Source organism: Pseudomonas oryzicola (assembly GCF_014269185.2).
Taxonomy (GTDB): Bacteria; Pseudomonadota; Gammaproteobacteria; order Pseudomonadales; family Pseudomonadaceae; genus Aquipseudomonas; species Aquipseudomonas oryzicola.
On sequence record NZ_JABWRZ020000001.1, the window covers coordinates 1,789,294 to 1,810,667 of the forward strand.

Sequence of the window (21,374 nt, forward strand, 5' to 3'; positions counted from 1 at the left end):
ACGCCGCCCCTTGTGGGAGCGGGTTTACCCGCGAAGGCGTCAGACCTGGCGATAGAAGTTGTCGCTGCCGACGCTTTCGCGGGTAAACCCGCTCCCACAGGGACCGTGTCGGCTGAACATGGTTTGAGAACATGACAGCATGCCCACCAAAGAACATCACCCCAGCGACCTGATCCGCGCCCGCGACCTCGAGGGCGTGGACGTGTGGGCGCTGCCCAGCTTCGATCCGCAACCGGAGCCCGAGCCCGAACCGGAGCCGGAACCCGAGGTCATCGAGGACGAAGTCGAGGAAGTGCCGCTGGAGGAAGTCCAGCCGTTGACCCTTGAAGAACTGGAGGCCATCCGCCAGGAGGCCTACAACGAGGGCTTCGCCACCGGCGAGCGCGAGGGCTTCCACAGCACCCAGCTGAAGGTTCGTCAGGAAGCCGAAGAGGCTCTGAAAGCCAAGCTGGAAAGCCTCGAACGGTTGATGAGCAACCTGATGGAGCCTATCGCCGAACAGGATACGCAAATCGAGAAATCGGTTGTTCACCTGGTGGCGCACATGGCTCGCCAGGTGATCGGTCGCGAGCTGCGCAGCGATTCCAGTCACATCACCCAGGTATTGCGCGAGGCGCTCAAACTGCTGCCGATGGGCGCCGACAACATCCGTATTCACCTCAATCCGCAGGACTTCGAGCTGGTCAAGGCGCTGCGCGAACGTCATGAGGAAACCTGGCGACTGCTTGAAGACAGCGCGCTGCTCCCGGGCGGCTGTCGCATCGAGACCGCTCACAGCCGCATCGACGCCAGCATGGAGACCCGCATCGAAAAGGCCGTGGCGCAGCTGTTCGACCGCTTGCACGACCATTCCCTGCATCCGGCGGCGGCGGATATCGCCGTCAACCTGGGCAGCCCCGATGAAGCTTGAGCGCACCAGCTTCGGCAAGCGCCTGGGCGGTTATGCCGAAGCCATCGAGCTGCCGGCCCAGCCCGTCGTCGAAGGCCGCCTGCTGCGCATGGTCGGCCTCACGCTGGAAGCCGAAGGCCTGCGCGCAGCGGTTGGCACCCGCTGTCTGGTGATCAACGACGACAGCTACCACCCGGTGCAGGTCGAGGCCGAAGTCATGGGCTTTGCCGGACCCAAGGTGTTCCTCATGCCGGTTGGCAGCATCGTCGGTATCGCCCCGGGCGCCCGGGTGGTGCCGCTGGGCGACAGCGGCCGCCTGCCGATGGGCATGAGCATGCTCGGCCGGGTGCTCGACGGCGCCGGCCGCCCGCTGGATGGCAAGGGTGGGATGAAGGCCGAGGACTGGGTGCCGATGGACGGGCCGGTGATCAACCCGCTCAACCGCGACCCTATCAGCAAGCCGCTGGACGTGGGTATTCGCAGCATCAATGGCCTGCTCACGGTTGGCCGTGGCCAGCGCCTGGGGCTGTTCGCCGGCACCGGTGTGGGCAAATCGGTGCTGCTGGGCATGATGACCCGCTTCACCGAAGCTGAGATCATCGTGGTCGGCCTGATCGGTGAGCGCGGCCGCGAGGTGAAGGAATTCATCGAGCACATCCTGGGTGAAGAAGGCCTCAAGCGCTCGGTGGTGGTGGCTTCACCCGCCGACGATGCGCCATTGATGCGCCTGCGTGCCGCCATGTATTGCACGCGCATTGCCGAGTACTTCCGCGACAAGGGCAAGAACGTGCTGTTGCTGATGGACTCGCTGACCCGTTTCGCCCAGGCCCAGCGGGAAATCGCCCTGGCCATCGGCGAGCCGCCGGCCACCCGCGGTTACCCGCCGTCGGTGTTCGCCAAGCTGCCCAAGCTGGTGGAGCGGGCGGGCAACGGCGAGCCGGGCGGTGGGTCGATCACCGCGTTCTACACCGTGCTGTCCGAAGGTGACGACCAGCAGGACCCGATTGCCGACTCGGCGCGCGGCGTGCTCGATGGCCACTTCGTGCTGTCGCGCCGGCTGGCCGAGGAAGGCCATTACCCGGCGATCGACATCGAAGCCTCGATCAGCCGGGTCATGCCCCAGGTGGTCGATGCCGACCATCTGCGCCAGGCGCAGAAGCTCAAGCAGTTGTGGTCACGCCTTTCGCAGAGCCGTGACCTGATCAGCGTGGGTGCCTACGTCGCCGGTGGCGACCCGGAAACCGACCTGGCCATCGCCCTGCAGTCGCAGATGGTGGAATTCTTGCGCCAGGGCCTGCAGGAGAACGTCAGCATGGCGCAAAGCCGCGAACAACTGGGGGCGATCTTCACGCCCCCGGCGGGCTGATAGGCCATGGCACAGCCCGGACGCGCCGCGCGCCTGGCGCCGGTGGTGGCCATGGCCGAGGAGGCCGAGCGCAAGGCGGCCCAGCGCCTTGGGCATTTCCAGCAGCTGGTGGCGACGGCCCAGGCCAAGCTGGCCGAGCTCGAACGCTTCCGCGAGGATTATCAGCTGCAATGGATCAACCGTGGCGGGCAGGGCGTCAACGGCAACTGGCTGGTCAATTACCAGCGTTTCCTCGGCCAGCTGGAAACGGCCATGACCCAGCAGCGCCAGAGCCTTGCATGGCACCAGAACAACCTCAACAACGCCCGTGGCACCTGGCAACAGGCCTATGCCCGGGTAGAGGGCTTGCGCAAGCTGGTGCAACGCTACCAGGAAGAAGCCAGGCTCGCCGAAGACAAGCGAGAACAGCGCCTGCTGGATGAGTTGTCGCAGCGCCTGCCGCGGCAGAATCACCTATAGCCTGTGGCGGTGATAGGGCCGATAAAGGCATGAGCTTGCCACTCCCGCCAGTGCCTGCTAAACCTTAAAGGAGCTGTATCCGCCATCATCGAAGGAATCGCTAGCATGGCAGTCGAGACTGATTTTTCGCAGGACGGGAAAAAACTGACGATCAAGATCAAGGGTCGCTTCGATTTCGGCAAGCATCAGGAATTTCGTGACGCCTACGAGCGCCAGACCAGCCGGCCCGATTCGGTGGTGGTCGACCTGAAGGACACCACCTACCTCGACAGTTCCGCGCTCGGCATGCTGCTGTTGCTGCGCGACCATGCCGGTGGTGATGATTCGGATGTGCGCGTGGTACATGCCAGCTCCGATGTCCGCAAGATCCTCGCCATCTCCAATTTCGAAAAACTCTTCGATATCAGTTGAGCGCCGACATGCCGGCCGAACAGGCGTTGACCGTGCTGATTGCCGAGGACGGTGCCGCCGACCGCCTGCTGCTGGCGCAGATCGTTCGCCGGCAGGGGCATCAGGTGGTCACGGCGGAAAACGGCGAGCAGGCGGTGGCGTTGTTCATCGAGCGGCGTCCGCAACTGGTGCTGCTGGATGCGCTGATGCCGGTAATGGATGGCTTCGAGGCGGCGCGGCAGATCAAGGCCTTGGCCGGCGAAGCGCTGGTGCCGATCATCTTCCTGACTTCGCTGAACGAAGAAGAGGGCCTGGTGCGTTGCCTCGAGGCTGGTGGCGATGACTTCATGGCCAAACCCTACAGTGCGGTGATTCTCGGCGCCAAGATCCGCGCCATGGACCGCTTGCGCCGGTTGCAGGCCACCGTGCTGGAGCAGCGCGACCAGATTGCCGGGCATCATCACCACCTGCTCAACGAGCAGCGGGTAGCCAAGGCGGTGTTCGACAAGGTGGCCCATTCCGGCTGCCTGGCCGCGCCCAACATCCGTTACCTGCAGTCGCCCTATGCGCTGTTCAATGGTGACCTGATGCTGGCTGCTTTCACGCCGTCCGGTGACATGCGCGTGCTGCTCGGTGATTTCACCGGGCATGGCCTGCCGGCGGCGGTCGGCGCCATGCCGCTGGCTGAAGTGTTCTACGGCATGACCGCCAAGGGCTACGGCATCGCGCAGATCCTGCGCGAGATGAACGCCAAGCTCAAACGCATCCTGCCCGTGGACATGTTCTGTTGTGCGCTGCTGCTCGACCTCAACATGCAGCGCGGTTCGGTGGAAGTGTGGAACGGCGGCATGCCCGATGGCTATCGCCTGTCGGTGCAGGGGCAGGTGCTGTCGGCGTTGCGTTCGCGACACCTGCCGCTGGGTATTCTGCCCGCCGAGCGTTTCGATGACTCGACCGAGGTGCTGCCGCTGGCGCCGGGCGAGCGCGTGCTGCTGCTGTCGGACGGCGTGATCGATACAGCCGACGACCAGGAGCGTTTATTCGGCGTGCAGCGCCTGCACCAGGTGCTGGCCGAGAACCGTGACCCGGCGCGCCTGTTCGATGAAGTGATGCAGGCCTTGGAGCGCTTCGGCGGGCGCCCGCGAGATGACATCAGTATGTGCGACATTCGTATGTCCAGCGTCGAGGAGCGGGTGCCAGCGCCGACGCTCTACGCTGACAGTGGCCGCTCCAGCCCGCTGGACTGGTCGCTGGGGTTCGAGGTGCGCGGCGAGAGCCTCAAGCGCTTCGATCCGGTACCTTATCTGGTGCAGTTATTGCAGGAAATCCATGGCCTGCGCGCGCGCACCGGTAACCTGCACAGCGTGCTCAGCGAGCTGTACTCCAACGCCCTGGAGCACGGTGTGCTGGGCCTGGACTCGCAGCTCAAACGCGATGGACAGGGTTTCGCCGCCTACTACGAGGAACGCGCGCGGCGGCTGACGCAACTGACCGACGGCTACGTGCGTATCCAGTTCAAGGTTGAACCGTATGGCGACGGCGGGCGTCTCATCATCGAGGTCCGCGACAGCGGCGCCGGGTTCGATGTGCAACGGGTGCTGACGCAGCCAGCGTTGGAGCGGCGCCTGAGTGGACGTGGGCTGAACCTGGTACAGCGGCTGGCCAGCAGCGCGCGCTGGAGCGAAGGCGGGCGGTGCGCGCAGGTGGAGTTCGTCTGGTGAGCCATAGGCTGGCTCGGGCATAATCTGGCTTGATCAAGGGAGTGAGCAAGTGACTGACATGCATATTGACCAAAAGGTACTCAGCGACCTGCGTGAAGTCATGGAGGATGGCTATCTGCAACTGGTGCAGACCTTCCTCGACGATTCCGAACGGCGCCTGAGCCAGTTACATGCAGCCAGAAGTGCCGAGGAGCTCGGTGCGGTCGCGCACAGCTTCAAGGGCAGCAGCAGCAACATGGGTGCGGTTGCTTTGGCCGGCCTGTGCCAGCAGTTGGAGGAGTGCACTCGGCGGCCCCCGCTATATGGCATCGAGGACCTGATCTCCCGTATCGATCAGGAGTTCTTCGTAGTGCAGCAATTCTATCAGGATGAGCAGCAACGTATTTTGACGGGTTGATACGCAACTTGGCGCGAGTCTTGCTTTTCTATGCTCGGATGTTTTTTTTGTTCCTGGCGCGGAGACCGCTCGATGCCTGTCGCACCCAACCCTTTGTTGCAAGCCAACGCCATTGCCAATACCTCGCGTTCGCCCGCCGTACAGGCCGACAAACCGCTGCAGGCACCGGCGGACAAGGGCGCCGGCTTTGACCAGGTAATGGCCAGGCAGGGCCGGGACAAGGCTGCGGGGCAAGACGACAAGGTCGCCCAGGCCAAGCCCAAGGACAAAGCCGAAGCGGCACAAGGCGGCAAGGCCGAGCCCGCCGACACGCCCGCTGTTGCCGATGACGGCAAGCCATTGCCAGCCGACGGCCAGGCCCAGGTCCAGGCCGACACCGATATGCGCGATGCCAACTTGGTGGCCGGCCAGGTCACCGACGCCCAGCCCGGCGCGCAACTGATCCAGGCCCAGGCCGAGACGGTGGCACCGGTGCTGCAGGCCGCCACGGCGCAGCCTGCTGTCGCGCCGCCTGCGACGGCGGCTGCCGAGGAAACCTTCGATCCCGAGGCCGATCCTCTGGCCAACCTGCCCACCTTGCGCCTGGCCCTGGAACACAGTGCCCAGGCCAAAGGGACAACCTCGGTGCATGCTCAGGATCCAGCGTCGGCCAAAGGTGAAGATGCGCCTGCGCCCGTCAATACCTTGGCGAACCTGGTTCACGGGAGCGGGGGGGATTCGGCGGGTGCGGCTGAGGGCGGTGAGGCCGGCGACAAGGCCTTCGGTGCCTTGCTCGAAGATGGCCTGAAGGACACCAAGAGCGCCAGCAGCGACACCCGCGTGGATGATTTCGCCAACCGCCTGGCCAACCTGACCCAGGCCGCCACGGCCAAGACCGCCAACGCCGTGCCGGTCAATGCCAGCCCGTTGCACCAGCCGCTGTCAATGAACCAGAACGCCTGGGCGGAGGGCCTGGTCAACCGGGTCATGTACCTGTCCAGCCAGAACCTCAAGTCGGCGGACATACAGTTGGAGCCGGCAGAGCTTGGTCGACTGGACATTCGCGTCAATGTTGCGACGGACCAGTCGACCCAGATCACCTTCATCAGTGGCCACGCCGGTGTGCGTGATGCCCTTGACAGCCAGGTGCATCGCCTGCGCGAACTGTTCACCCAGCAAGGCCTGGCCCAGCCGGATGTCAACGTGGCCGACCAGTCGCGCGGGCAGCAACAGCAGCAACAGCAGGCGCAGGCCCAGGGCAGCCAGTTGTCGGGAGTGGCTGCGCGTCAGGCGGAGCAGGGCGGTACCGAGAGCGCCGACAGCGGCAGGCCGGTGGAGCAGCAACTGGTTATCGGTGACAGTGCGGTCGATTACTACGCCTGATGTCGGGGTGTATGCCTTGGGTTTCGCGGCGCCTTTGCGGGCCAGCGCCGCCCGCGCGGCGCATCGCGGATAAATCCGCTCCCACATTTGTTGCAACGTGCCGAACCTGCGACGCCATGGTTGCCAGCCTTGGCGCTTGACTTGAGCCTTGCCAGCCGGCTGACAACCATGGCCGCACAGGCATGGCCACGCTGCAACAAATGTAGGAGCGGATTTATCCGCGATGCGCCGCGCGGGCGGCGCTCGATTTCGCAGGCGCAAGATCCCTCAATGCCAAATCTGGCATAACACTTGCTCAAGCCAAGCCATCCTCCCTTGAACCCCCGATGGACGACGGATTATTGGCATGGCGAAAAGCGAAGCAGTCAAAGACCCCGCCACTAAAGGCAAACTCAAGCTGATCCTGCTGGCGGTCGTCGGCCTGTTGCTGGCGATCGGCCTTTCGGTGGGCGCTACCTGGTTCATCATGCACAAGAGCGAGCCTGCCCCGGCCGCCGAGGCAACGGCCGGTAACGTCAAGCCTGCGGCGATCTACGAGCCGCTGGCCCCGGCCTTCGTGGTCAACTTCAACCAGAATGGTCGCCAGCGCTACATGCAGGTGAGCATCACCATGCAGGCGCGCAACCAGGCCGACCTGGACGCCCTGAAGGTGCACATGCCGGTCATCCGCAACAACCTGGTGATGATGTTCTCCGGCCAAGGCTTCGATACCCTGGCCGGCAGCCCGGTCGGGCAGGAGATGCTGCGCCAGAAGGCCACCGCAGTGGTCCAGGAAGTGGCGCAGAAGGAAGTCGGCAAGCCGGTCGTCGACCAGCTGCTGTTCACCAATTTCGTATTGCAGTAGGAGTCCGCAATGGCCGTACAGGACCTGCTGTCCCAGGATGAAATCGATGCCTTGTTGCATGGCGTCGACGACGGGCTGGTGCAGACCGAGAGTGCCACCGAGCCTGGCAGCATCAAGAGCTACGACCTGACCAGCCAGGACCGTATCGTGCGGGGTCGCATGCCGACCCTGGAAATGATCAACGAGCGCTTCGCCCGTTACACCCGTATCAGCATGTTCAACCTGCTGCGTCGCTCCGCCGACGTGGCAGTGGGTGGCGTGCAGGTGATGAAGTTCGGCGAGTACGTGCATTCGCTGTACGTGCCGACCAGCCTCAACCTGGTGAAGATCAAGCCGCTGCGCGGCACCTCGCTGTTCATCCTCGACGCCAAGCTGGTGTTCAAGCTGGTCGACAACTTCTTCGGCGGCGACGGCCGTCACGCCAAGATCGAAGGCCGCGAGTTCACCCCCACCGAACTGCGGGTGGTGCGCATGGTGCTGGACCAGTGCTTCGTCGACCTGCGGGAGGCCTGGCAGGCGATCATGCCGGTCACCTTCGAGTACATGAACTCCGAGGTCAACCCGGCCATGGCCAACATCGTCGGCCCCAGCGAGGCGGTAGTGGTATCGACCTTCCACATCGAACTGGACGGCGGTGGCGGCGACCTGCACGTGACCATGCCGTACTCGATGATCGAGCCAGTGCGGGAAATGCTCGACGCCGGCTTCCAGTCCGACCTGGACGACCAGGACGAGCGCTGGGTCAAGGCTCTGCGCGAGGACGTGCTGGACGTCGCCGTACCGGTGAGCGCCACGGTTGCCCGGCGCCAACTGAAACTGCGCGACATCCTGCACATGCAGCCGGGCGACGTGATTCCGGTGGAGCTGCCCGAACACCTGGTGTTGCGCGCCAACGGCGTGCCTTCGTTCAAGGCGCGCCTGGGTTCGCACAAGGGCAACCTGGCGCTGCAGATCATCGACCCGATCGAACGCCGCTGATGGCGCGCCGGTCGCTCATAACGTATTGAATGCCTGTCGAGGAAATCATGGCTAACGAAAACGAGATCACCTCCCCAGAGGACCAGGCGCTGGCCGATGAATGGGCTGCAGCACTGGAAGAAACCGGTGCAGCCGGCCAGGCCGACATCGATGCACTGCTGGGTGGCGACACCGCTGGCAGCGTCGGCGGCCCGGGTCGCTTGCCGATGGAAGAGTTCGCCAGCTCGCCGAAGCCGAGCGAGAACGTCAGCCTCGAAGGCCCGAACCTGGACGTGATCCTGGACATTCCGGTGAACATTTCCATGGAAGTGGGCAGCACCGAGATCAACATCCGCAACCTGCTGCAGCTCAACCAGGGTTCGGTCATCGAGCTGGACCGCCTGGCCGGTGAGCCGCTCGATGTGCTGGTCAACGGCACGCTGATCGCCCATGGCGAAGTGGTGGTGGTCAACGAGAAGTTCGGCATTCGCCTGACCGACGTGATCAGCCCCAGCGAACGTATCAAGAAGCTGCGCTGAGTGAAGGGCACGATGCGCGCCTGCCTGGCGTTCGCCGCGCTGCTTGCCAGCCAGGCCTGCCTGGCCGCGGCCACCCCGACGGCGACCCCGGCGGCTGCGCCTGGCAGCCTGGGCGGGCAGCTGGCGCAGATGGTTTTCGGCCTGCTGCTGGTGGTCGGCCTGATTTTCTTCCTGGCCTGGCTGCTGCGGCGCATGCAGGGGGCTGCGGTGAAGGGCGGGCAGGTGATCGAGATTGTCGGCAGCCGGGCCATAGGCCCGCGTGATCGCCTGTTGCTGGTGCAGGTGGGCAAGGCGCAGATCCTGATCGGCCATACCCCTGGCAGCATCGAGGCCTTGCATGTGCTGGCCGAACCCGTGGAAGTACCGGAAAGCGCCCGCCAGGCGACGCCGGAGTTCGCCCAGCGGCTGATGGAGCTGATGGGCAAGGACCCTAAGGACAAGAAGTGATGAGCGGCGCGCTGCGTTTGTTGTTGATTCTGGCGCTGCTGCTGGCTGCGCCGCTGGCCCTGGCCGCCGACCCGCTGTCGATCCCGGCCATCACCCTGTCCAATACCGCGGACGGGCAGCAGGAATATTCGGTCAGCCTGCAGATCCTGCTGATCATGACGGCGCTCAGCTTCATCCCGGCGTTCGTCATCCTGATGACCAGCTTCACCCGCATCATCATCGTGTTCTCGATCCTGCGCCAGGCCCTGGGCCTGCAGCAGACGCCGTCGAACCAGCTGCTCACCGGCATGGCGCTGTTCCTCACCATGTTCATCATGGCGCCGGTGTTCGACCGGGTGAACCAGGATGCGCTGCAGCCGTACCTGAAGGAACAGATGACCGCCCAGCAGGCCATCGACAAGGCCCAGGGGCCGCTCAAGGACTTCATGCTGGCGCAAACCCGGCAAAGCGACCTCGACCTGTTCATGCGCCTGTCCAAGCGCACCGACATCGCCGGCCCGGACCAGGTCCCGCTGACGATCCTGGTGCCGGCGTTCGTCACTTCCGAGCTGAAGACCGCGTTCCAGATCGGTTTCATGATCTTCATCCCGTTCCTGATCATCGACATGGTGGTGGCCAGTGTGCTGATGGCCATGGGCATGATGATGCTGTCGCCGCTGATCATTTCGTTGCCGTTCAAGATCATGCTGTTCGTGCTGGTCGATGGTTGGGCGCTGATCATGGGCACCCTGGCCAGCAGTTTCGGCGGCGTCTGACGCCGTCAAGGAGAGCCGCCGATGACCCCTGAAGTCGCTGTCGACCTGTTCCGCGATGCCTTGTGGCTGACCACCTTGATGGTGGCCGTGCTGGTGGTGCCGAGCCTGCTGGTGGGCCTGGTGGTGGCCATGTTCCAGGCTGCCACGCAGATCAACGAACAGACCTTGAGCTTTCTGCCGCGCCTGTTGGTGATGCTGGTCACGCTGATCGTTGCCGGGCCTTGGCTGGTACAGAAGTTCATGGAATACATCACCACGTTGTACACCAATATCCCGCAGCTGATCGGTTGACCTGGCAATGCTCGAGCTGACCGACACGCAGATCGGCACCTGGGTCGCCACCTTCATCCTGCCGTTGTTCAGGGTGACGGCGGTGCTGATGACCATGCCGATATTCGGTACCCGCATGCTGCCGGCGCGGGTGCGCCTGTACGTGGCGTTGGCGATTACCGTGGTGATCGTGCCGGCGCTGCCGCCGCTGCCCGAGTTCGACCCGCTGAGCCTGCGCGGCCTGCTGCTGTGCGCCGAACAGATCATCGTTGGCGCGTTGTTCGGCCTGGCCCTGCAACTGCTGTTTCAGGCGTTCGTGGTGGCCGGGCAGATTGTCGCGGTGCAGATGGGCATGGCGTTCGCCTCGATGGTCGACCCGGGCAACGGCGTCAACGTCACGGTGGTCAGCCAGTTCATGACCATGCTGGTGAGCATCCTGTTCCTGTTGATGAACGGCCACCTGGTGGTGTTCGAGGTGCTGACGGAAAGTTTCACCACCTTGCCGGTGGGCAATGCGCTGGTGGTCAACCATTTCTGGGAGCTTGCCGGGCGCCTGGGGTGGGTATTTGCTGCCGGGCTGCTGCTGATCCTGCCGGTGATTGCTGCGTTGCTGGTGGTCAACATCGCCTTCGGCGTGATGACCCGTGCCGCGCCGCAGCTGAACATCTTCTCCATCGGCTTCCCGCTGACCCTGGTCCTGGGCATGTTCATCTTCTGGGTCGGCCTGGCCGATATATTGTCCCACTACCAGGCATTGGCCAGCGAAGCGCTGCAATGGCTGCGTGATCTGGCGAGGGCGCGCTGAGCATGGCAGAAAGCGAGAGCGGCCAGGACAAGACCGAAGAGCCCACCGACAAGCGCAAGCGCGATGCTCGCGAGAAAGGCGAGATCGCGCGTTCCAAGGAACTGAACACGGTGGCGGTGACCCTGGCCGGTGCCGGTGGCCTGCTGGCCTTCGGCGGCTACCTGGCCGAGACGCTGCTGGCGATGATGCGCATGAACTTCAGCCTGACCCGCGAAATCATTGTCGACGAGCGGGCCATGGGGGCTTTCCTGCTGGCCTCGGGCAAGATGGCGATATGGGCCGCGCAGCCAGTGATGCTGCTGCTGTTCGTGATTTCCTTCGTGGCCCCGATTGCCCTCAGTGGTTTCCTGTTCTCCGGCAGCCTGCTGCAGCCCAAGTTTAGCCGCATGAACCCGCTGTCGGGGATCAAGCGCATGTTCTCCATGCATGCCCTGACCGAACTGCTCAAGGCGCTGGCCAAGTTCTTCGTGATTCTGGTGGTGGCGGTGGTGGTATTGGCCAATGACCGCCAGGCCCTGCTGTCGATTGCCAACGAGCCGCTGGAGCAGGCGATCATCCATAGCCTGCAGGTGGTGGGTTGGAGTGCCTTGTGGATGTCGGCCGGGTTGCTGTTGATCGCCGCGGCGGACGTGCCGTTCCAGCTCTGGCAGACGCACAAGAAACTGAAGATGACCAAGCAGGAAATCAAGGACGAGTACAAGGACAGCGAGGGCAAGCCCGAGGTCAAACAGCGTATTCGCCAGTTGCAGCGCGAAGTGTCGCAGCGGCGCATGATGGCGGCGGTGCCGCAGGCCGACGTGATCATCACCAACCCCACGCACTATGCGGTGGCCCTGCAGTACGACCCGGAAAAGGGTGGCGCGGCGCCCCTGTTGCTGGCCAAGGGTACCGATTTCATTGCCTTGAAGATTCGCGAGATCGGCGCGGAGCACAAGATCCAGATCCTCGAATCGCCGGCCCTGGCGCGGGCGATCTATTACTCCACCGAGCTGGAGCAGGAAATTCCTGCCGGCTTGTACCTGGCGGTGGCGCAGGTGCTGGCCTATGTGTTCCAGATCCGCCAGTACCGCGCTGGCAAGGGCAAGCGGCCGGAGCCGTTGAAGGACGACCTGCCGATTCCGCCAGACCTGCGGCGTGACAGCTGACAGGTGCCCGCCTTGGAACAGTTGGTGCCTGTGAGATCGGGCGCCGCTCGCGCGGCGCATCGCGGATGAAATCCGCTCCTACATTTGTTGCAACGTGCCGAACCTGTTACGCCATGGCCGCCTGCCTTGGTGCCGGTCTTGAGCGTTGCAAACCCGCTGACAACCATGGCCTCACAGGCATGGTCACGTTGCAACAAACGTAGGAGCGGATTTCATCCGCGATGCGCCGCGCGGGCGGCGCTCGGTCTCACTGCCTCTAAATCCCTCAATCCGGACAAAGTTGGAAAGCTTCTTGCAAAGCCACGCCCAGGCGCCCCAGGGGCGTCAAAGTTTTGCATCAAGAGGACTCGTGGTGGATCGCACTCAGTTAATCAGCAACGCCCGTCACAACCTGGCCGGGCTCGGCCGGGGCAACCTGGGTGTGCCGCTGTTGCTGCTGGTGATGTTGGCAATGATGATGTTGCCGATACCGCCGTTCCTGCTCGACGTGTTCTTCACCTTCAACATCGCCCTGTCGATCGTGGTGCTGCTGGTGTGCGTGTACGCCTTGCGCCCGCTCGACTTCGCCGCGTTCCCCACCATCCTGCTGGTGGCCACGCTGCTGCGCCTGGCCCTGAACGTGGCCTCCACCCGCGTGGTGATGCTGCACGGCCAGGAGGGCCACGGCGCTGCCGGCAAGGTGATCCAGGCCTTCGGCGAGGTGGTGATCGGCGGTAACTATGTGGTCGGCGCCGTGGTGTTCGCCATCCTCATGATCATCAACTTCGTGGTGGTGACCAAGGGTGCCGGGCGAATCTCGGAAGTGAGCGCGCGATTCACCCTCGATGCCATGCCCGGCAAGCAGATGGCCATCGATGCCGACCTCAACGCCGGCCTGATCGACCAGGCCCAGGCCAAGCACCGCCGTGCCGAGGTGGCCCAGGAGGCCGAGTTCTACGGCTCGATGGACGGTGCCAGCAAATTCGTTCGCGGTGACGCCATCGCCGGCCTGCTGATCCTGTTCATCAACCTGATCGGCGGCATGCTGATCGGCATGCTGCAGCACGGCATGAGCTTCGGTGATGCCGGCAAGGTGTACGCCTTGCTGACCATTGGTGACGGTTTGGTGGCGCAGTTGCCGTCACTGCTGCTGTCTACCGCCGCCGCCATCATGGTCACCCGCGCCTCGGGCTCCGAGGACATGGGCAAGCTGATCAACCGGCAGATGTTCGATTCGCCCAAGGCCCTGGCGGTGTCCGGGGCGCTGATGATCGTCATGGGCCTGGTGCCGGGCATGCCGCATATCGCCTTCCTCAGCCTCGGCCTGCTGGCCGGCGGTGGCGCCTACCTGGTGTGGAAGAAACAACAGAAGGCCAAGCTCGAGGCGCAGAGAGAAGCCCAGCGCCAGCAGGACCTGCTGCCTTCGCCACAGCGTGCGCAGGAAACCAAGGAGCTGGGCTGGGACGACGTCACGCCCATCGACATGATCGGCCTGGAGGTCGGCTACCGGCTGATTCCGCTGGTCGACCGCAACCAGGGTGGCCAGTTGCTGGCGCGGATCAAGGGCGTGCGCAAGAAGCTCTCGCAAGACCTGGGCTTCCTCATGCCCACCGTGCACATCCGTGACAACCTCGACCTGCAGCCCAGCGCCTATCGCCTGACCCTGATGGGGGTGATCCTGGCCGAGGCGGAGATCTACCCGGACCGCGAGCTGGCCATCAACCCGGGCCAGGTGTTCGGTACCCTCAACGGCATCGCCGCGCGCGACCCGGCGTTTGGCCTGGAAGCGGTGTGGATCGACGTCGGCCAGCGCGCCCAGGCGCAGTCGCTGGGCTATACCGTGGTCGATGCCAGTACCGTGGTGGCTACCCACCTCAACCAGATCCTGCAGAAGCACTGCCACGAGCTGATCGGCCACGAAGAGGTCCAGCAATTGCTGCAGGTGCTGGCCAAGGCTTCGCCTAAACTTGCCGAAGAACTGGTGCCGGGTGTCATTTCCTTGTCGGGCCTGCTGAAAGTGCTGCAAGCGCTGTTGTCGGAGCAGGTGCCGGTGCGCGATATTCGCAGTATTGCCGAGGCGATCGCCAACAACGCCAGCAAGAGTCAAGATACCGCCGCGCTGGTGGCGGCGGTGCGCGTCGGATTGTGTCGCGCCATCGTGCAAAGCATTGTCGGCGTTGAGTCGGAGCTGCCAGTGATTACTCTGGAGCCAAGGTTGGAACAGATTTTGCTCAATAGTCTGCAAAGGGCCGGGCAAGGTCAGGAAGACGGTGTTCTTCTGGAACCGAGCATGGCCGAGAAGCTGCAGCGTTCGCTGATCGAAGCGGCCCAGCGCCAGGAAATGCAGGGCCAGCCGGCCATCCTCCTGGTTGCCGGCCCGATCCGCGCCATGCTGTCGCGTTTCGGTCGCCTGGCTGTACCGAATTTGCATGTTCTGGCGTATCAGGAAATACCGGACAACAAGCAAGTCACCATCGTTGCCACCGTGGGCCCTAACGGCTGAGGTAGTGGATAATGCAAGTTAAGCGATTTTTCGCCGCCGATATGCGTCAGGCCATGAAGCTGGTCCGTGATGAGCTGGGCGCTGATGCCGCCATCATCGGCAACCGCCGCATCGCCGGAGGTGTCGAACTGACGGCCGCGCTGGACTACAAGCTGTCCGCCCTGGCCCCGCGTGTGCCCAATGCCGAGCTGGAAGAAGAGCTGCGCAAGACCCATACGCGCATCGCCACTGCCCGCGCCGAGCTGGATCACCGCCCGGATAGCAGCGACAACAACCGGCAATTGTTCGCCGGGCAGCCGCTGACCGCCGCCGAACCGTTGATCGAACCGCACGTCGACGCCCCCGCGCCTGCGCCTGCAGCCCCGGCTGCGGCGCCGGTCGATGCGCGCCTGGTCGATGCCATGCGCTCCGAGCTGTCTGGCCTGCGCGAGCTGCTGGAAGTGCAGCTCGGCTCGTTGGCCTGGAACCAGCTGCAGGGCAGCAAGCCGCAGCAGGCCACGCTCTGGCGCCGCCTGCAGCGCATCGGCCTGTCTGGCCCGATCGCCCGTGAGCTGCTCGACCTGACCGCCGAAATCGACGAGCCACGCCAGGCCTGGCGCATGTTGCTGGCCCACCTGGCGCGGATGATCGAGATTCCCGAGATCGAACCGATCGAAGAGGGTGGAGTGATCGCCATGGTCGGCCCTGCCGGCATGGGCAAGACCACCACCTTGGCCAAGCTGGCCGCCCGTTACGTACTCAAGTACGGCGCCCACAACCTGGCGCTGGTGAGCATGGACAGCTTCCGCATCGGCGCCCAGGAGCAGCTCAAGACCCTGGGCCGCATCCTCAACGTACCGGTGACCTACGTCGACCCTGGCCAGTCACTGGCTGCGGCGCTGGAGCCACTGCTGCGCAAGCGCGTGGTGCTGATCGATACCGCTGGCCTGCAGGCCAGCGACCCGGCCCTGCGCATGCAACTGGAAACCCTGGCCGGGCGCGGCATTGCCGCGAAGAACTACCTGGTCCTGGCCACTACCAGCCAGAAGCAGGTGCTGACCGCCGCCTACCACAGCTACAAGCGCTGCGGTCTGGCGGGTTGCATCCTGACCAAACTCGATGAAACGGCAAGCCTTGGTGATGTCCTGAGCCTTGCCATCAGTCATGAACTGCCAGTGGCCTACCTGACCGATGGGCCGCGCATTCCTGACGATCTGCACCTGCCGCGAGGGCACCAGTTGGTGTCGCGCGCGGTCAATGTGCAGCAGCAGGACGAGCCCAGCGAAGAGGCCATGGCCGACATGTTCGCTGATCTCTATCACAACCCACGGCGAGCGGGTTGATGATGAAGTGTGTGCAAGGTAGCTATGCCAAGGGGTACGCAGAATTGCCCCACGTGTGGCCTGAGTCCCAGCGAGACAAGGTAAATAACAGACATGGGTAGCATGCATCCCGTACAGGTGATCGCCGTGACCGGTGGCAAAGGTGGCGTCGGCAAGACTAACGTTTCAGTGAACTTGTCTCTGGCGCTGGCCGAGCTTGGCCGCAGGGTCATGCTGCTCGACGCCGACCTGGGCCTGGCCAATGTCGACGTGTTGCTCGGCCTTACGCCCAAACGGACCCTGGCCGATGTCATCGAGGGGCGCTGCGAGCTGCGTGACGTGATGCTGCAGGGCCCTGGCGGTGTGCGCATCGTCCCGGCGGCCTCGGGCACCCAGAGCATGGTGCACCTGGCCCCGGCCCAGCATGCCGGCTTGATCCAGGCGTTCAGCGAAATCGGCGACAACCTCGACGTGCTGGTGATCGACACCGCTGCGGGTATCGGTGACTCGGTGGTCAGCTTCGTCCGCGCGGCCCAGGAAGTGCTGCTGGTGGTGTGTGACGAACCCACGTCCATCACCGATGCCTACGCCCTGATCAAGCTGCTCAACCGCGACTACGGCATGAACCGCTTCCGGGTGCTGGCCAACATGGCGCAGAGCCCGCAGGAAGGGCGCAACCTGTTTGCCAAGCTGACCAAGGTCACCGACCGCTTCCTCGACGTTGCCCTGCAGTACGTGGGCGCCGTGCCCTATGACGAATGTGTGCGCAAGGCCGTGCAGAAGCAGCGCGCCGTCTACGAAGCCTTCCCTCGCTCCAAGTGCGCGCTGGCATTCAAGGCGATTGCCCAGAAGGTCGACAGCTGGCCGCTGCCGGCCAACCCGCGCGGTCACCTGGAATTCTTTGTCGAGCGCCTGGTGCAACCCACCAGCGCGGGACCTGTGTTATGAACGCCAGTGGTTTCAAGATGTACAGCCGGGCGTCGAAAGACGCGCAGTACGAGCTGATCGAACGCTACGCCCCATTGGTCAAGCGCATCGCCTATCACCTGTTGGCGCGGCTGCCGGCCAACGTGCAGGTCGAGGACCTGATCCAGGCCGGCATGATCGGCCTGCTGGAAGTGGCCAACAAGTACGATGCCAGCAAGGGCGCCAGCTTTGAAACTTACGCTGGCATTCGTATTCGCGGCGCCATGCTTGACGAAGTGCGCAAGGGTGACTGGGCGCCACGTTCGGTGCACCGCAACACGCGCATGGTCAGTGACGCGATGCGTGCCGTGGAGGCCAGAACCGGGCGTGACGCTAAAGATCATGAAGTTGCTGCCGAACTCCAGTTGAGTCTCGATGATTACTACGGGATCTTGAACGATACCCTGGGCAGCCGCCTGTTCAGCTTCGACGACCTGCTGCAGGACGGCGAGCACGAAGGGCTGCATGAGGATGGTGCCAGTGGTCAGGTCGAGCCTGCGCGTGGCCTGGAGGACGAGCGCTTCCAGGCGGCCCTGACCGAGGCCATCGCCAACCTGCCGGAGCGTGAGCGCCTGGTGCTGGCGCTGTACTACGACGAAGAGCTGAACCTCAAGGAAATCGGTGAGGTGCTTGGGGTCAGCGAGTCGCGAGTCAGCCAGTTGCACAGCCAGTGTGCCGCGCGCCTGCGCAGCCGCCTGGGAGAATGGCGGGCGCGTTGAACCCGGTGTCGTTGCAGTCGTTTTCCACGTTGTACCCAATTGATTGAATGCGCGCTCGGGGCCGAGCGCGTTAGAGACTGCTTGGAGGTCTACTTGAACAAAGACATGAAAATCCTCATCGTTGACGACTTTTCGACGATGCGGCGGATCATCAAGAACCTGTTGCGTGACCTGGGCTTCACCAACACGGAGGAGGCTGATGACGGCATCACGGCACTGCCGATGCTGGAGAACGGCCACTACGATTTCCTGGTGACCGACTGGAACATGCCCGGCATGTCCGGCATCGACCTGCTGCGCAAAGTGCGTGCCAGCGACAAGCTGAAAGCCATGCCGGTACTGATGGTGACCGCCGAGGCCAAGCGCGACCAGATCATTGAAGCGGCCCAGGCCGGGGTCAATGGCTATGTGGTCAAGCCGTTTACCGCCCAGGTGCTCAAGGAAAAGATCGAGAAGATCTTCGAACGCGTCAACGGCTGAGTCTCGTCAGGGGGGCGCCATGGATTCATCACAAACGTCTTTGGGCGAGTTCGAGTCGACCCTGAAGAAGCATGCCCAGGAACTGGTCGCAAGCCTTGAGCACGGCCGGTTCGGCGAGGCGGTGCAGCTGATCCACGAGCTGAACCAGACCCGCGACCGTGGCCTGTACCAGGAAGTCGGCAAGCTCACCCGCGAGCTGCACAGTGCCATCGTCAGTTTCCAGATCGACCCGACCATGCCGCAGGCCGAGGAGGTGTCGCAGATAACCGACGCCACCGAGCGCCTGTCCTACGTGGTCAGGCTCACCGAGGGCGCGGCCAACCGCACCATGGACCTGGTCGAGGAAAGCACTCCGGTGCTCAATGACCTGGCCAGCGAGGCCGCAGCCCTGAGCAGCGACTGGCAACGTTTCATGCGCCGCGAAGTGGCTGCGCCGGAGTTCCGCGACCTGGTGAAGCGCGTTGACAGTTTCCTGACGCACAGCGCCGAAGGTAACCGCAAGGTCGCCGGCCACCTCAACGACATTCTGCTGGCGCAGGACTATCAGGACCTGACCGGCCAGGTGATCAAGCGCGTTACCGCGCTGGTGACCGAAGTGGAAAGCAACCTGCTCAAACTGGTGCTGATGGCCAGCCAGGTCGACCGCTTTGCCGGTATCCAGCATGACCACGATCAACTGCGTGCAGAAAAAGATCGAGAAAAACATCCGACTCGGGGTGAAGGTCCGCAGATTCATGCCGATAAGCGTGAAGACGTCGTGTCCGGTCAGGACGATGTCGATGATCTGCTGTCCAGCCTGGGTTTTTAAGGAGCACCTTTGATGAGCTTCGGCGCCGATGAAGAAATCCTCCAGGATTTCCTGGTAGAAGCCGGCGAAATTCTTGAGCAACTGTCCGAGCAACTGGTCGAGCTGGAAAGCCGGCCCGACGATGCCGACCTGCTCAATGCGATCTTTCGCGGTTTCCACACTGTAAAAGGGGGCGCCGGCTTCCTTCAGCTGAACGAGCTGGTGGAGTGCTGCCATATCGCCGAGAACGTATTCGACATCCTGCGCAAAGGTGAGCGCCGGGTCGATGCGGAACTGATGGACGTGGTGCTCGAGGCACTGGACACGGTCAACAGCATGTTTGGCCAGGTGCGCGAGCGTAGCGAAGTGACCCCGGCCACCCCCGAGCTGCTGGCAGCCTTGTCGCGCCTGGCCGAGCCGGGCGCTGCGCAAGAAGCCCAAGCGCCTGCTGCTGCAGCGCCGGAGCCGGTTGTCGAGGTTGCCGCCGAGGAGCAGGACATCACCGACAGCGAGTTCGAGCAGCTGCTCGATTCGCTCGATGCGGTCAAGGCGCAGGCGGCGGCCGACGAGCAGTTGCAGGGCGAGACCGTCAGCGGCGAAGGTGACGAGATCACCGACGCCGAGTTCGAATCGCTGCTCGACCAGTTGCACGGCAAAGGCCAGTTCAGTGCCGAGCTTGCCGTGCCACCGGTTGCCAGCGCGCCGGAAGCGGCCAGCGACGAAATCACCGACGCCGAATTCGAATCGCTGCTTGATCAGCTGCATGGCAAGGGCACCTTCCAGGCTGATGCCTTGCCGGCCGCCAAGGCCTCGGCGCCTGCCGCCGCGGAGCCTGGCACCAGCGCTGACGAAATCAGCGAGCACGAGTTCGAGGCGCTGCTTGACCAGTTGCACGGCAAGGGCAAGTTCAGCGGCGAAGTAGCCGCTGCCGAAGCCCCGGCCGCGGCCAAGGTGCAAGCGCCGGCTGCGCCCAAGGCCGACAGCCAGCCAGTGGCCAAGCCTGCTGCCGCCGCAGCTCCCGCACCGGCCAGCAAACCTGCTGCCGCGCCGCGCGCACCGGCCCCGGCTGCCGACAAGCACGGCGCCAGCGAAGCGGAAACCACCGTGCGGGTCGATACCGCGCGCCTGGACGAGATCATGAACATGGTCGGCGAACTGGTGCTGGTGCGTAACCGCCTGGTGCGCCTGGGCCTGAACAGCGGCGACGAGGCCATGTCCAAGGCCGTGTCCAACCTCGACGTGGTCACCGCCGACCTGCAGACCGCGGTGATGAAAACCCGCATGCAGCCGATCAAGAAAGTCTTCGGCCGCTTCCCGCGCCTGGTACGTGACCTGGCCCGCCAGTTGAAGAAAGAGATCAACCTGGAGCTGGTCGGTGAAGAAACCGACCTCGACAAGAACCTGGTCGAGGCCCTGGCCGACCCGTTGGTGCACCTGGTGCGCAACGCTGTCGACCATGGCGTGGAAATGCCTGACGAGCGTGAGGCTGCAGGCAAGCCGCGTACTGGCCGGGTGGTATTGTCGGCGGAACAGGAAGGCGACCACATCCTGCTGTCGATCTCTGACGACGGCAAGGGCATGGACCCCAACATCCTGCGCGCCAAGGCCGTGGAAAAGGGCCTGATGGACAAGGACGCCGCCGATCGCCTGAGCGAATCGGACTGCTACAACCTGATCTTCGCCCCGGGCTTCTCGACCAAGACCGAGATTTCCGACGTGTCCGGCCGTGGTGTCGGCATGGACGTGGTGAAGACCAAGATTTCCCAGCTCAACGGCTCGATCAACATCTTCTCGGCCAAGGGCCAGGGCTCGAAGATCGTCATCAAGGTGCCGCTGACCCTGGCAATCATGCCGACCCTGATGGTGATGCTGGGCAACCAGGCGTTCGCCTTCCCGCTGGTCAACGTCAACGAGATCTTCCACCTCGACCTGTCGCGCACCAACGTGGTCGACGGCCAGGAAGTGGTGATCGTGCGCGACAAGGCGTTGCCGCTGTTCTACCTCAAGCGCTGGCTGGTCCAGGGCCAGGTGCACGAAGAGCAGCACGAGGGCCATGTGGTGATCCTGTCGGTCGGGACCCAGCGCATCGGCTTTGTCGTCGATCAACTGGTTGGCCAGGAAGAAGTGGTAATCAAGCCGCTGGGCAAGATGCTGCAGGGCACCCCGGGCATGTCCGGGGCCACCATCACCGGCGACGGTCGCATCGCGTTGATTCTCGACGTCCCGAGCATGCTCAAGCGTTACGCCGCACGGCGTATTTGATTTCGGTGGCGCACCCTGGCGGGTTGCGCCA

The 21,374-nt window shown here is 63.8% G+C and carries 22 protein-coding genes; all 22 read left to right on the plus strand.

Features of this window, described 5'->3' with window-relative positions; genetic code table 11:
* Positions 1-139 precede the first annotated feature (139 nt).
* The 22 genes from fliH (at position 140) to HU760_RS08215 (ending at position 21,343) form a co-directional block, all read left to right on the plus strand.
* A complete protein-coding gene (fliH, locus tag HU760_RS08110) occupies positions 140-910 on the plus strand; it encodes a flagellar assembly protein FliH (RefSeq protein WP_186679718.1) in 771 nt (256 codons plus the stop codon).
* Positions 900-2,255, plus strand: a complete 1,356-nt coding sequence (gene fliI, locus HU760_RS08115) for a flagellar protein export ATPase FliI (protein WP_170031107.1) — start codon at positions 900-902, stop codon at positions 2,253-2,255. Before fliH ends, fliI begins: the two co-directional genes overlap by 11 nt.
* Positions 2,256-2,261: 6 nt before the next feature.
* Positions 2,262-2,714 (plus strand): flagellar export protein FliJ, encoded by a 453-nt coding sequence (gene fliJ, locus HU760_RS08120; RefSeq protein WP_186679719.1) that lies wholly within the window; start codon positions 2,262-2,264, stop codon positions 2,712-2,714.
* 105 nt (positions 2,715-2,819) lie between these two features.
* Positions 2,820-3,125: an STAS domain-containing protein gene (locus HU760_RS08125; protein WP_186679720.1), complete on the plus strand. Its 306-nt coding sequence runs from the start codon at positions 2,820-2,822 to the stop codon at positions 3,123-3,125.
* 8 nt (positions 3,126-3,133) lie between these two features.
* Positions 3,134-4,825: a fused response regulator/phosphatase gene (locus HU760_RS08130; RefSeq protein ID WP_186679721.1), complete on the plus strand. Its 1,692-nt coding sequence runs from the start codon at positions 3,134-3,136 to the stop codon at positions 4,823-4,825.
* Positions 4,826-4,874: 49 nt separating this feature from the next.
* Positions 4,875-5,222 carry an Hpt domain-containing protein gene (locus HU760_RS08135; protein ID WP_186679726.1) on the plus strand — a complete coding sequence of 116 codons (348 nt, stop codon included), beginning with the start codon at positions 4,875-4,877 and terminating at the stop codon, positions 5,220-5,222.
* Positions 5,223-5,294: 72 nt separating this feature from the next.
* Positions 5,295-6,584: a flagellar hook-length control protein FliK gene (locus HU760_RS08140; RefSeq protein ID WP_186679728.1), complete on the plus strand. Its 1,290-nt coding sequence runs from the start codon at positions 5,295-5,297 to the stop codon at positions 6,582-6,584.
* A gap of 346 nt (positions 6,585-6,930) precedes the next feature.
* A complete protein-coding gene (gene fliL / locus HU760_RS08145) occupies positions 6,931-7,428 on the plus strand; it encodes a flagellar basal body-associated protein FliL (protein ID WP_186679730.1) in 498 nt (165 codons plus the stop codon).
* Positions 7,429-7,437: 9 nt separating this feature from the next.
* Positions 7,438-8,406, plus strand: a complete 969-nt coding sequence (fliM, locus tag HU760_RS08150; RefSeq protein ID WP_186679733.1) for a flagellar motor switch protein FliM — start codon at positions 7,438-7,440, stop codon at positions 8,404-8,406.
* A 47-nt stretch (positions 8,407-8,453) separates the two neighbouring features.
* Positions 8,454-8,924 carry a flagellar motor switch protein FliN gene (gene fliN / locus HU760_RS08155; RefSeq protein ID WP_186679736.1) on the plus strand — a complete coding sequence of 157 codons (471 nt, stop codon included), beginning with the start codon at positions 8,454-8,456 and terminating at the stop codon, positions 8,922-8,924.
* Positions 8,925-8,936: 12 nt separating this feature from the next.
* The gene (gene fliO / locus HU760_RS08160) at positions 8,937-9,371 is read left to right on the plus strand and encodes a flagellar biosynthetic protein FliO (protein WP_170034243.1); all 435 of its coding nucleotides are present in this window, start codon (positions 8,937-8,939) and stop codon (positions 9,369-9,371) included.
* Entirely contained in the window at positions 9,371-10,126 is a 756-nt protein-coding gene (fliP, locus tag HU760_RS08165) for a flagellar type III secretion system pore protein FliP (RefSeq protein WP_170031094.1), read from the plus strand. Before fliO ends, fliP begins: the two co-directional genes overlap by 1 nt.
* 21 nt (positions 10,127-10,147) lie before the next feature.
* Entirely contained in the window at positions 10,148-10,417 is a 270-nt protein-coding gene (gene fliQ, locus HU760_RS08170; RefSeq protein WP_016488420.1) for a flagellar biosynthesis protein FliQ, read from the plus strand.
* Positions 10,418-10,424: 7 nt separating this feature from the next.
* Positions 10,425-11,201, plus strand: coding sequence for a flagellar biosynthetic protein FliR (fliR, locus tag HU760_RS08175; RefSeq protein WP_186679738.1), 777 nt, complete (start codon positions 10,425-10,427; stop codon positions 11,199-11,201).
* A gap of 2 nt (positions 11,202-11,203) precedes the next feature.
* Positions 11,204-12,346, plus strand: coding sequence for a flagellar biosynthesis protein FlhB (flhB, locus tag HU760_RS08180; protein WP_186679746.1), 1,143 nt, complete (start codon positions 11,204-11,206; stop codon positions 12,344-12,346).
* 352 nt (positions 12,347-12,698) lie between these two features.
* Positions 12,699-14,828 carry a flagellar biosynthesis protein FlhA gene (flhA, locus tag HU760_RS08185; protein WP_170031090.1) on the plus strand — a complete coding sequence of 710 codons (2,130 nt, stop codon included), beginning with the start codon at positions 12,699-12,701 and terminating at the stop codon, positions 14,826-14,828.
* Between the two features lie 11 nt (positions 14,829-14,839).
* The gene (flhF, locus tag HU760_RS08190; protein WP_186679749.1) at positions 14,840-16,150 is read left to right on the plus strand and encodes a flagellar biosynthesis GTPase FlhF; all 1,311 of its coding nucleotides are present in this window, start codon (positions 14,840-14,842) and stop codon (positions 16,148-16,150) included.
* An 84-nt stretch (positions 16,151-16,234) separates the two neighbouring features.
* A complete protein-coding gene (gene fleN / locus HU760_RS08195) occupies positions 16,235-17,077 on the plus strand; it encodes a flagellar synthesis regulator FleN (RefSeq protein WP_170034241.1) in 843 nt (280 codons plus the stop codon).
* A complete protein-coding gene (fliA, locus tag HU760_RS08200) occupies positions 17,074-17,814 on the plus strand; it encodes an RNA polymerase sigma factor FliA (RefSeq protein ID WP_046614576.1) in 741 nt (246 codons plus the stop codon). The genes fleN and fliA overlap by 4 nt, the downstream gene beginning before the upstream one ends.
* 105 nt (positions 17,815-17,919) lie before the next feature.
* Positions 17,920-18,294 (plus strand): chemotaxis response regulator CheY, encoded by a 375-nt coding sequence (locus tag HU760_RS08205; protein WP_170031088.1) that lies wholly within the window; start codon positions 17,920-17,922, stop codon positions 18,292-18,294.
* A 19-nt stretch (positions 18,295-18,313) separates the two neighbouring features.
* Positions 18,314-19,102 carry a protein phosphatase CheZ gene (locus HU760_RS08210; protein WP_170031087.1) on the plus strand — a complete coding sequence of 263 codons (789 nt, stop codon included), beginning with the start codon at positions 18,314-18,316 and terminating at the stop codon, positions 19,100-19,102.
* 12 nt (positions 19,103-19,114) lie between these two features.
* Positions 19,115-21,343 carry a chemotaxis protein CheA gene (locus HU760_RS08215; protein ID WP_186679752.1) on the plus strand — a complete coding sequence of 743 codons (2,229 nt, stop codon included), beginning with the start codon at positions 19,115-19,117 and terminating at the stop codon, positions 21,341-21,343.
* Positions 21,344-21,374: the final 31 nt, after the last annotated feature.

Bases quoted from the DNA above. Each gene is read 5' to 3' on its own strand.
- fliH (WP_186679718.1), top strand. From the start codon at position 140: ATGCCCACCAAAGAACATCACCCCAGCGACCTGATCCGCGCCCGCGAC.
- fliI (WP_170031107.1), top strand. From the start codon at position 900: ATGAAGCTTGAGCGCACCAGCTTCGGCAAGCGCCTGGGCGGTTATGCC.
- fliJ (WP_186679719.1), top strand. From the start codon at position 2,262: ATGGCACAGCCCGGACGCGCCGCGCGCCTGGCGCCGGTGGTGGCCATG.
- HU760_RS08125 (WP_186679720.1), top strand. From the start codon at position 2,820: ATGGCAGTCGAGACTGATTTTTCGCAGGACGGGAAAAAACTGACGATC.
- HU760_RS08130 (WP_186679721.1), top strand. From the start codon at position 3,134: ATGCCGGCCGAACAGGCGTTGACCGTGCTGATTGCCGAGGACGGTGCC.
- HU760_RS08140 (WP_186679728.1), top strand. From the start codon at position 5,295: ATGCCTGTCGCACCCAACCCTTTGTTGCAAGCCAACGCCATTGCCAAT.
- fliL (WP_186679730.1), top strand. From the start codon at position 6,931: ATGGCGAAAAGCGAAGCAGTCAAAGACCCCGCCACTAAAGGCAAACTC.
- fliM (WP_186679733.1), top strand. From the start codon at position 7,438: ATGGCCGTACAGGACCTGCTGTCCCAGGATGAAATCGATGCCTTGTTG.
- fliN (WP_186679736.1), top strand. From the start codon at position 8,454: ATGGCTAACGAAAACGAGATCACCTCCCCAGAGGACCAGGCGCTGGCC.
- fliO (WP_170034243.1), top strand. From the start codon at position 8,937: ATGCGCGCCTGCCTGGCGTTCGCCGCGCTGCTTGCCAGCCAGGCCTGC.
- fliP (WP_170031094.1), top strand. From the start codon at position 9,371: ATGAGCGGCGCGCTGCGTTTGTTGTTGATTCTGGCGCTGCTGCTGGCT.
- fliQ (WP_016488420.1), top strand. From the start codon at position 10,148: ATGACCCCTGAAGTCGCTGTCGACCTGTTCCGCGATGCCTTGTGGCTG.
- fliR (WP_186679738.1), top strand. From the start codon at position 10,425: ATGCTCGAGCTGACCGACACGCAGATCGGCACCTGGGTCGCCACCTTC.
- flhB (WP_186679746.1), top strand. From the start codon at position 11,204: ATGGCAGAAAGCGAGAGCGGCCAGGACAAGACCGAAGAGCCCACCGAC.
- flhF (WP_186679749.1), top strand. From the start codon at position 14,840: ATGCAAGTTAAGCGATTTTTCGCCGCCGATATGCGTCAGGCCATGAAG.
- fliA (WP_046614576.1), top strand. From the start codon at position 17,074: ATGAACGCCAGTGGTTTCAAGATGTACAGCCGGGCGTCGAAAGACGCG.
- HU760_RS08205 (WP_170031088.1), top strand. From the start codon at position 17,920: ATGAAAATCCTCATCGTTGACGACTTTTCGACGATGCGGCGGATCATC.
- HU760_RS08210 (WP_170031087.1), top strand. From the start codon at position 18,314: ATGGATTCATCACAAACGTCTTTGGGCGAGTTCGAGTCGACCCTGAAG.
- HU760_RS08215 (WP_186679752.1), top strand. From the start codon at position 19,115: ATGAGCTTCGGCGCCGATGAAGAAATCCTCCAGGATTTCCTGGTAGAA.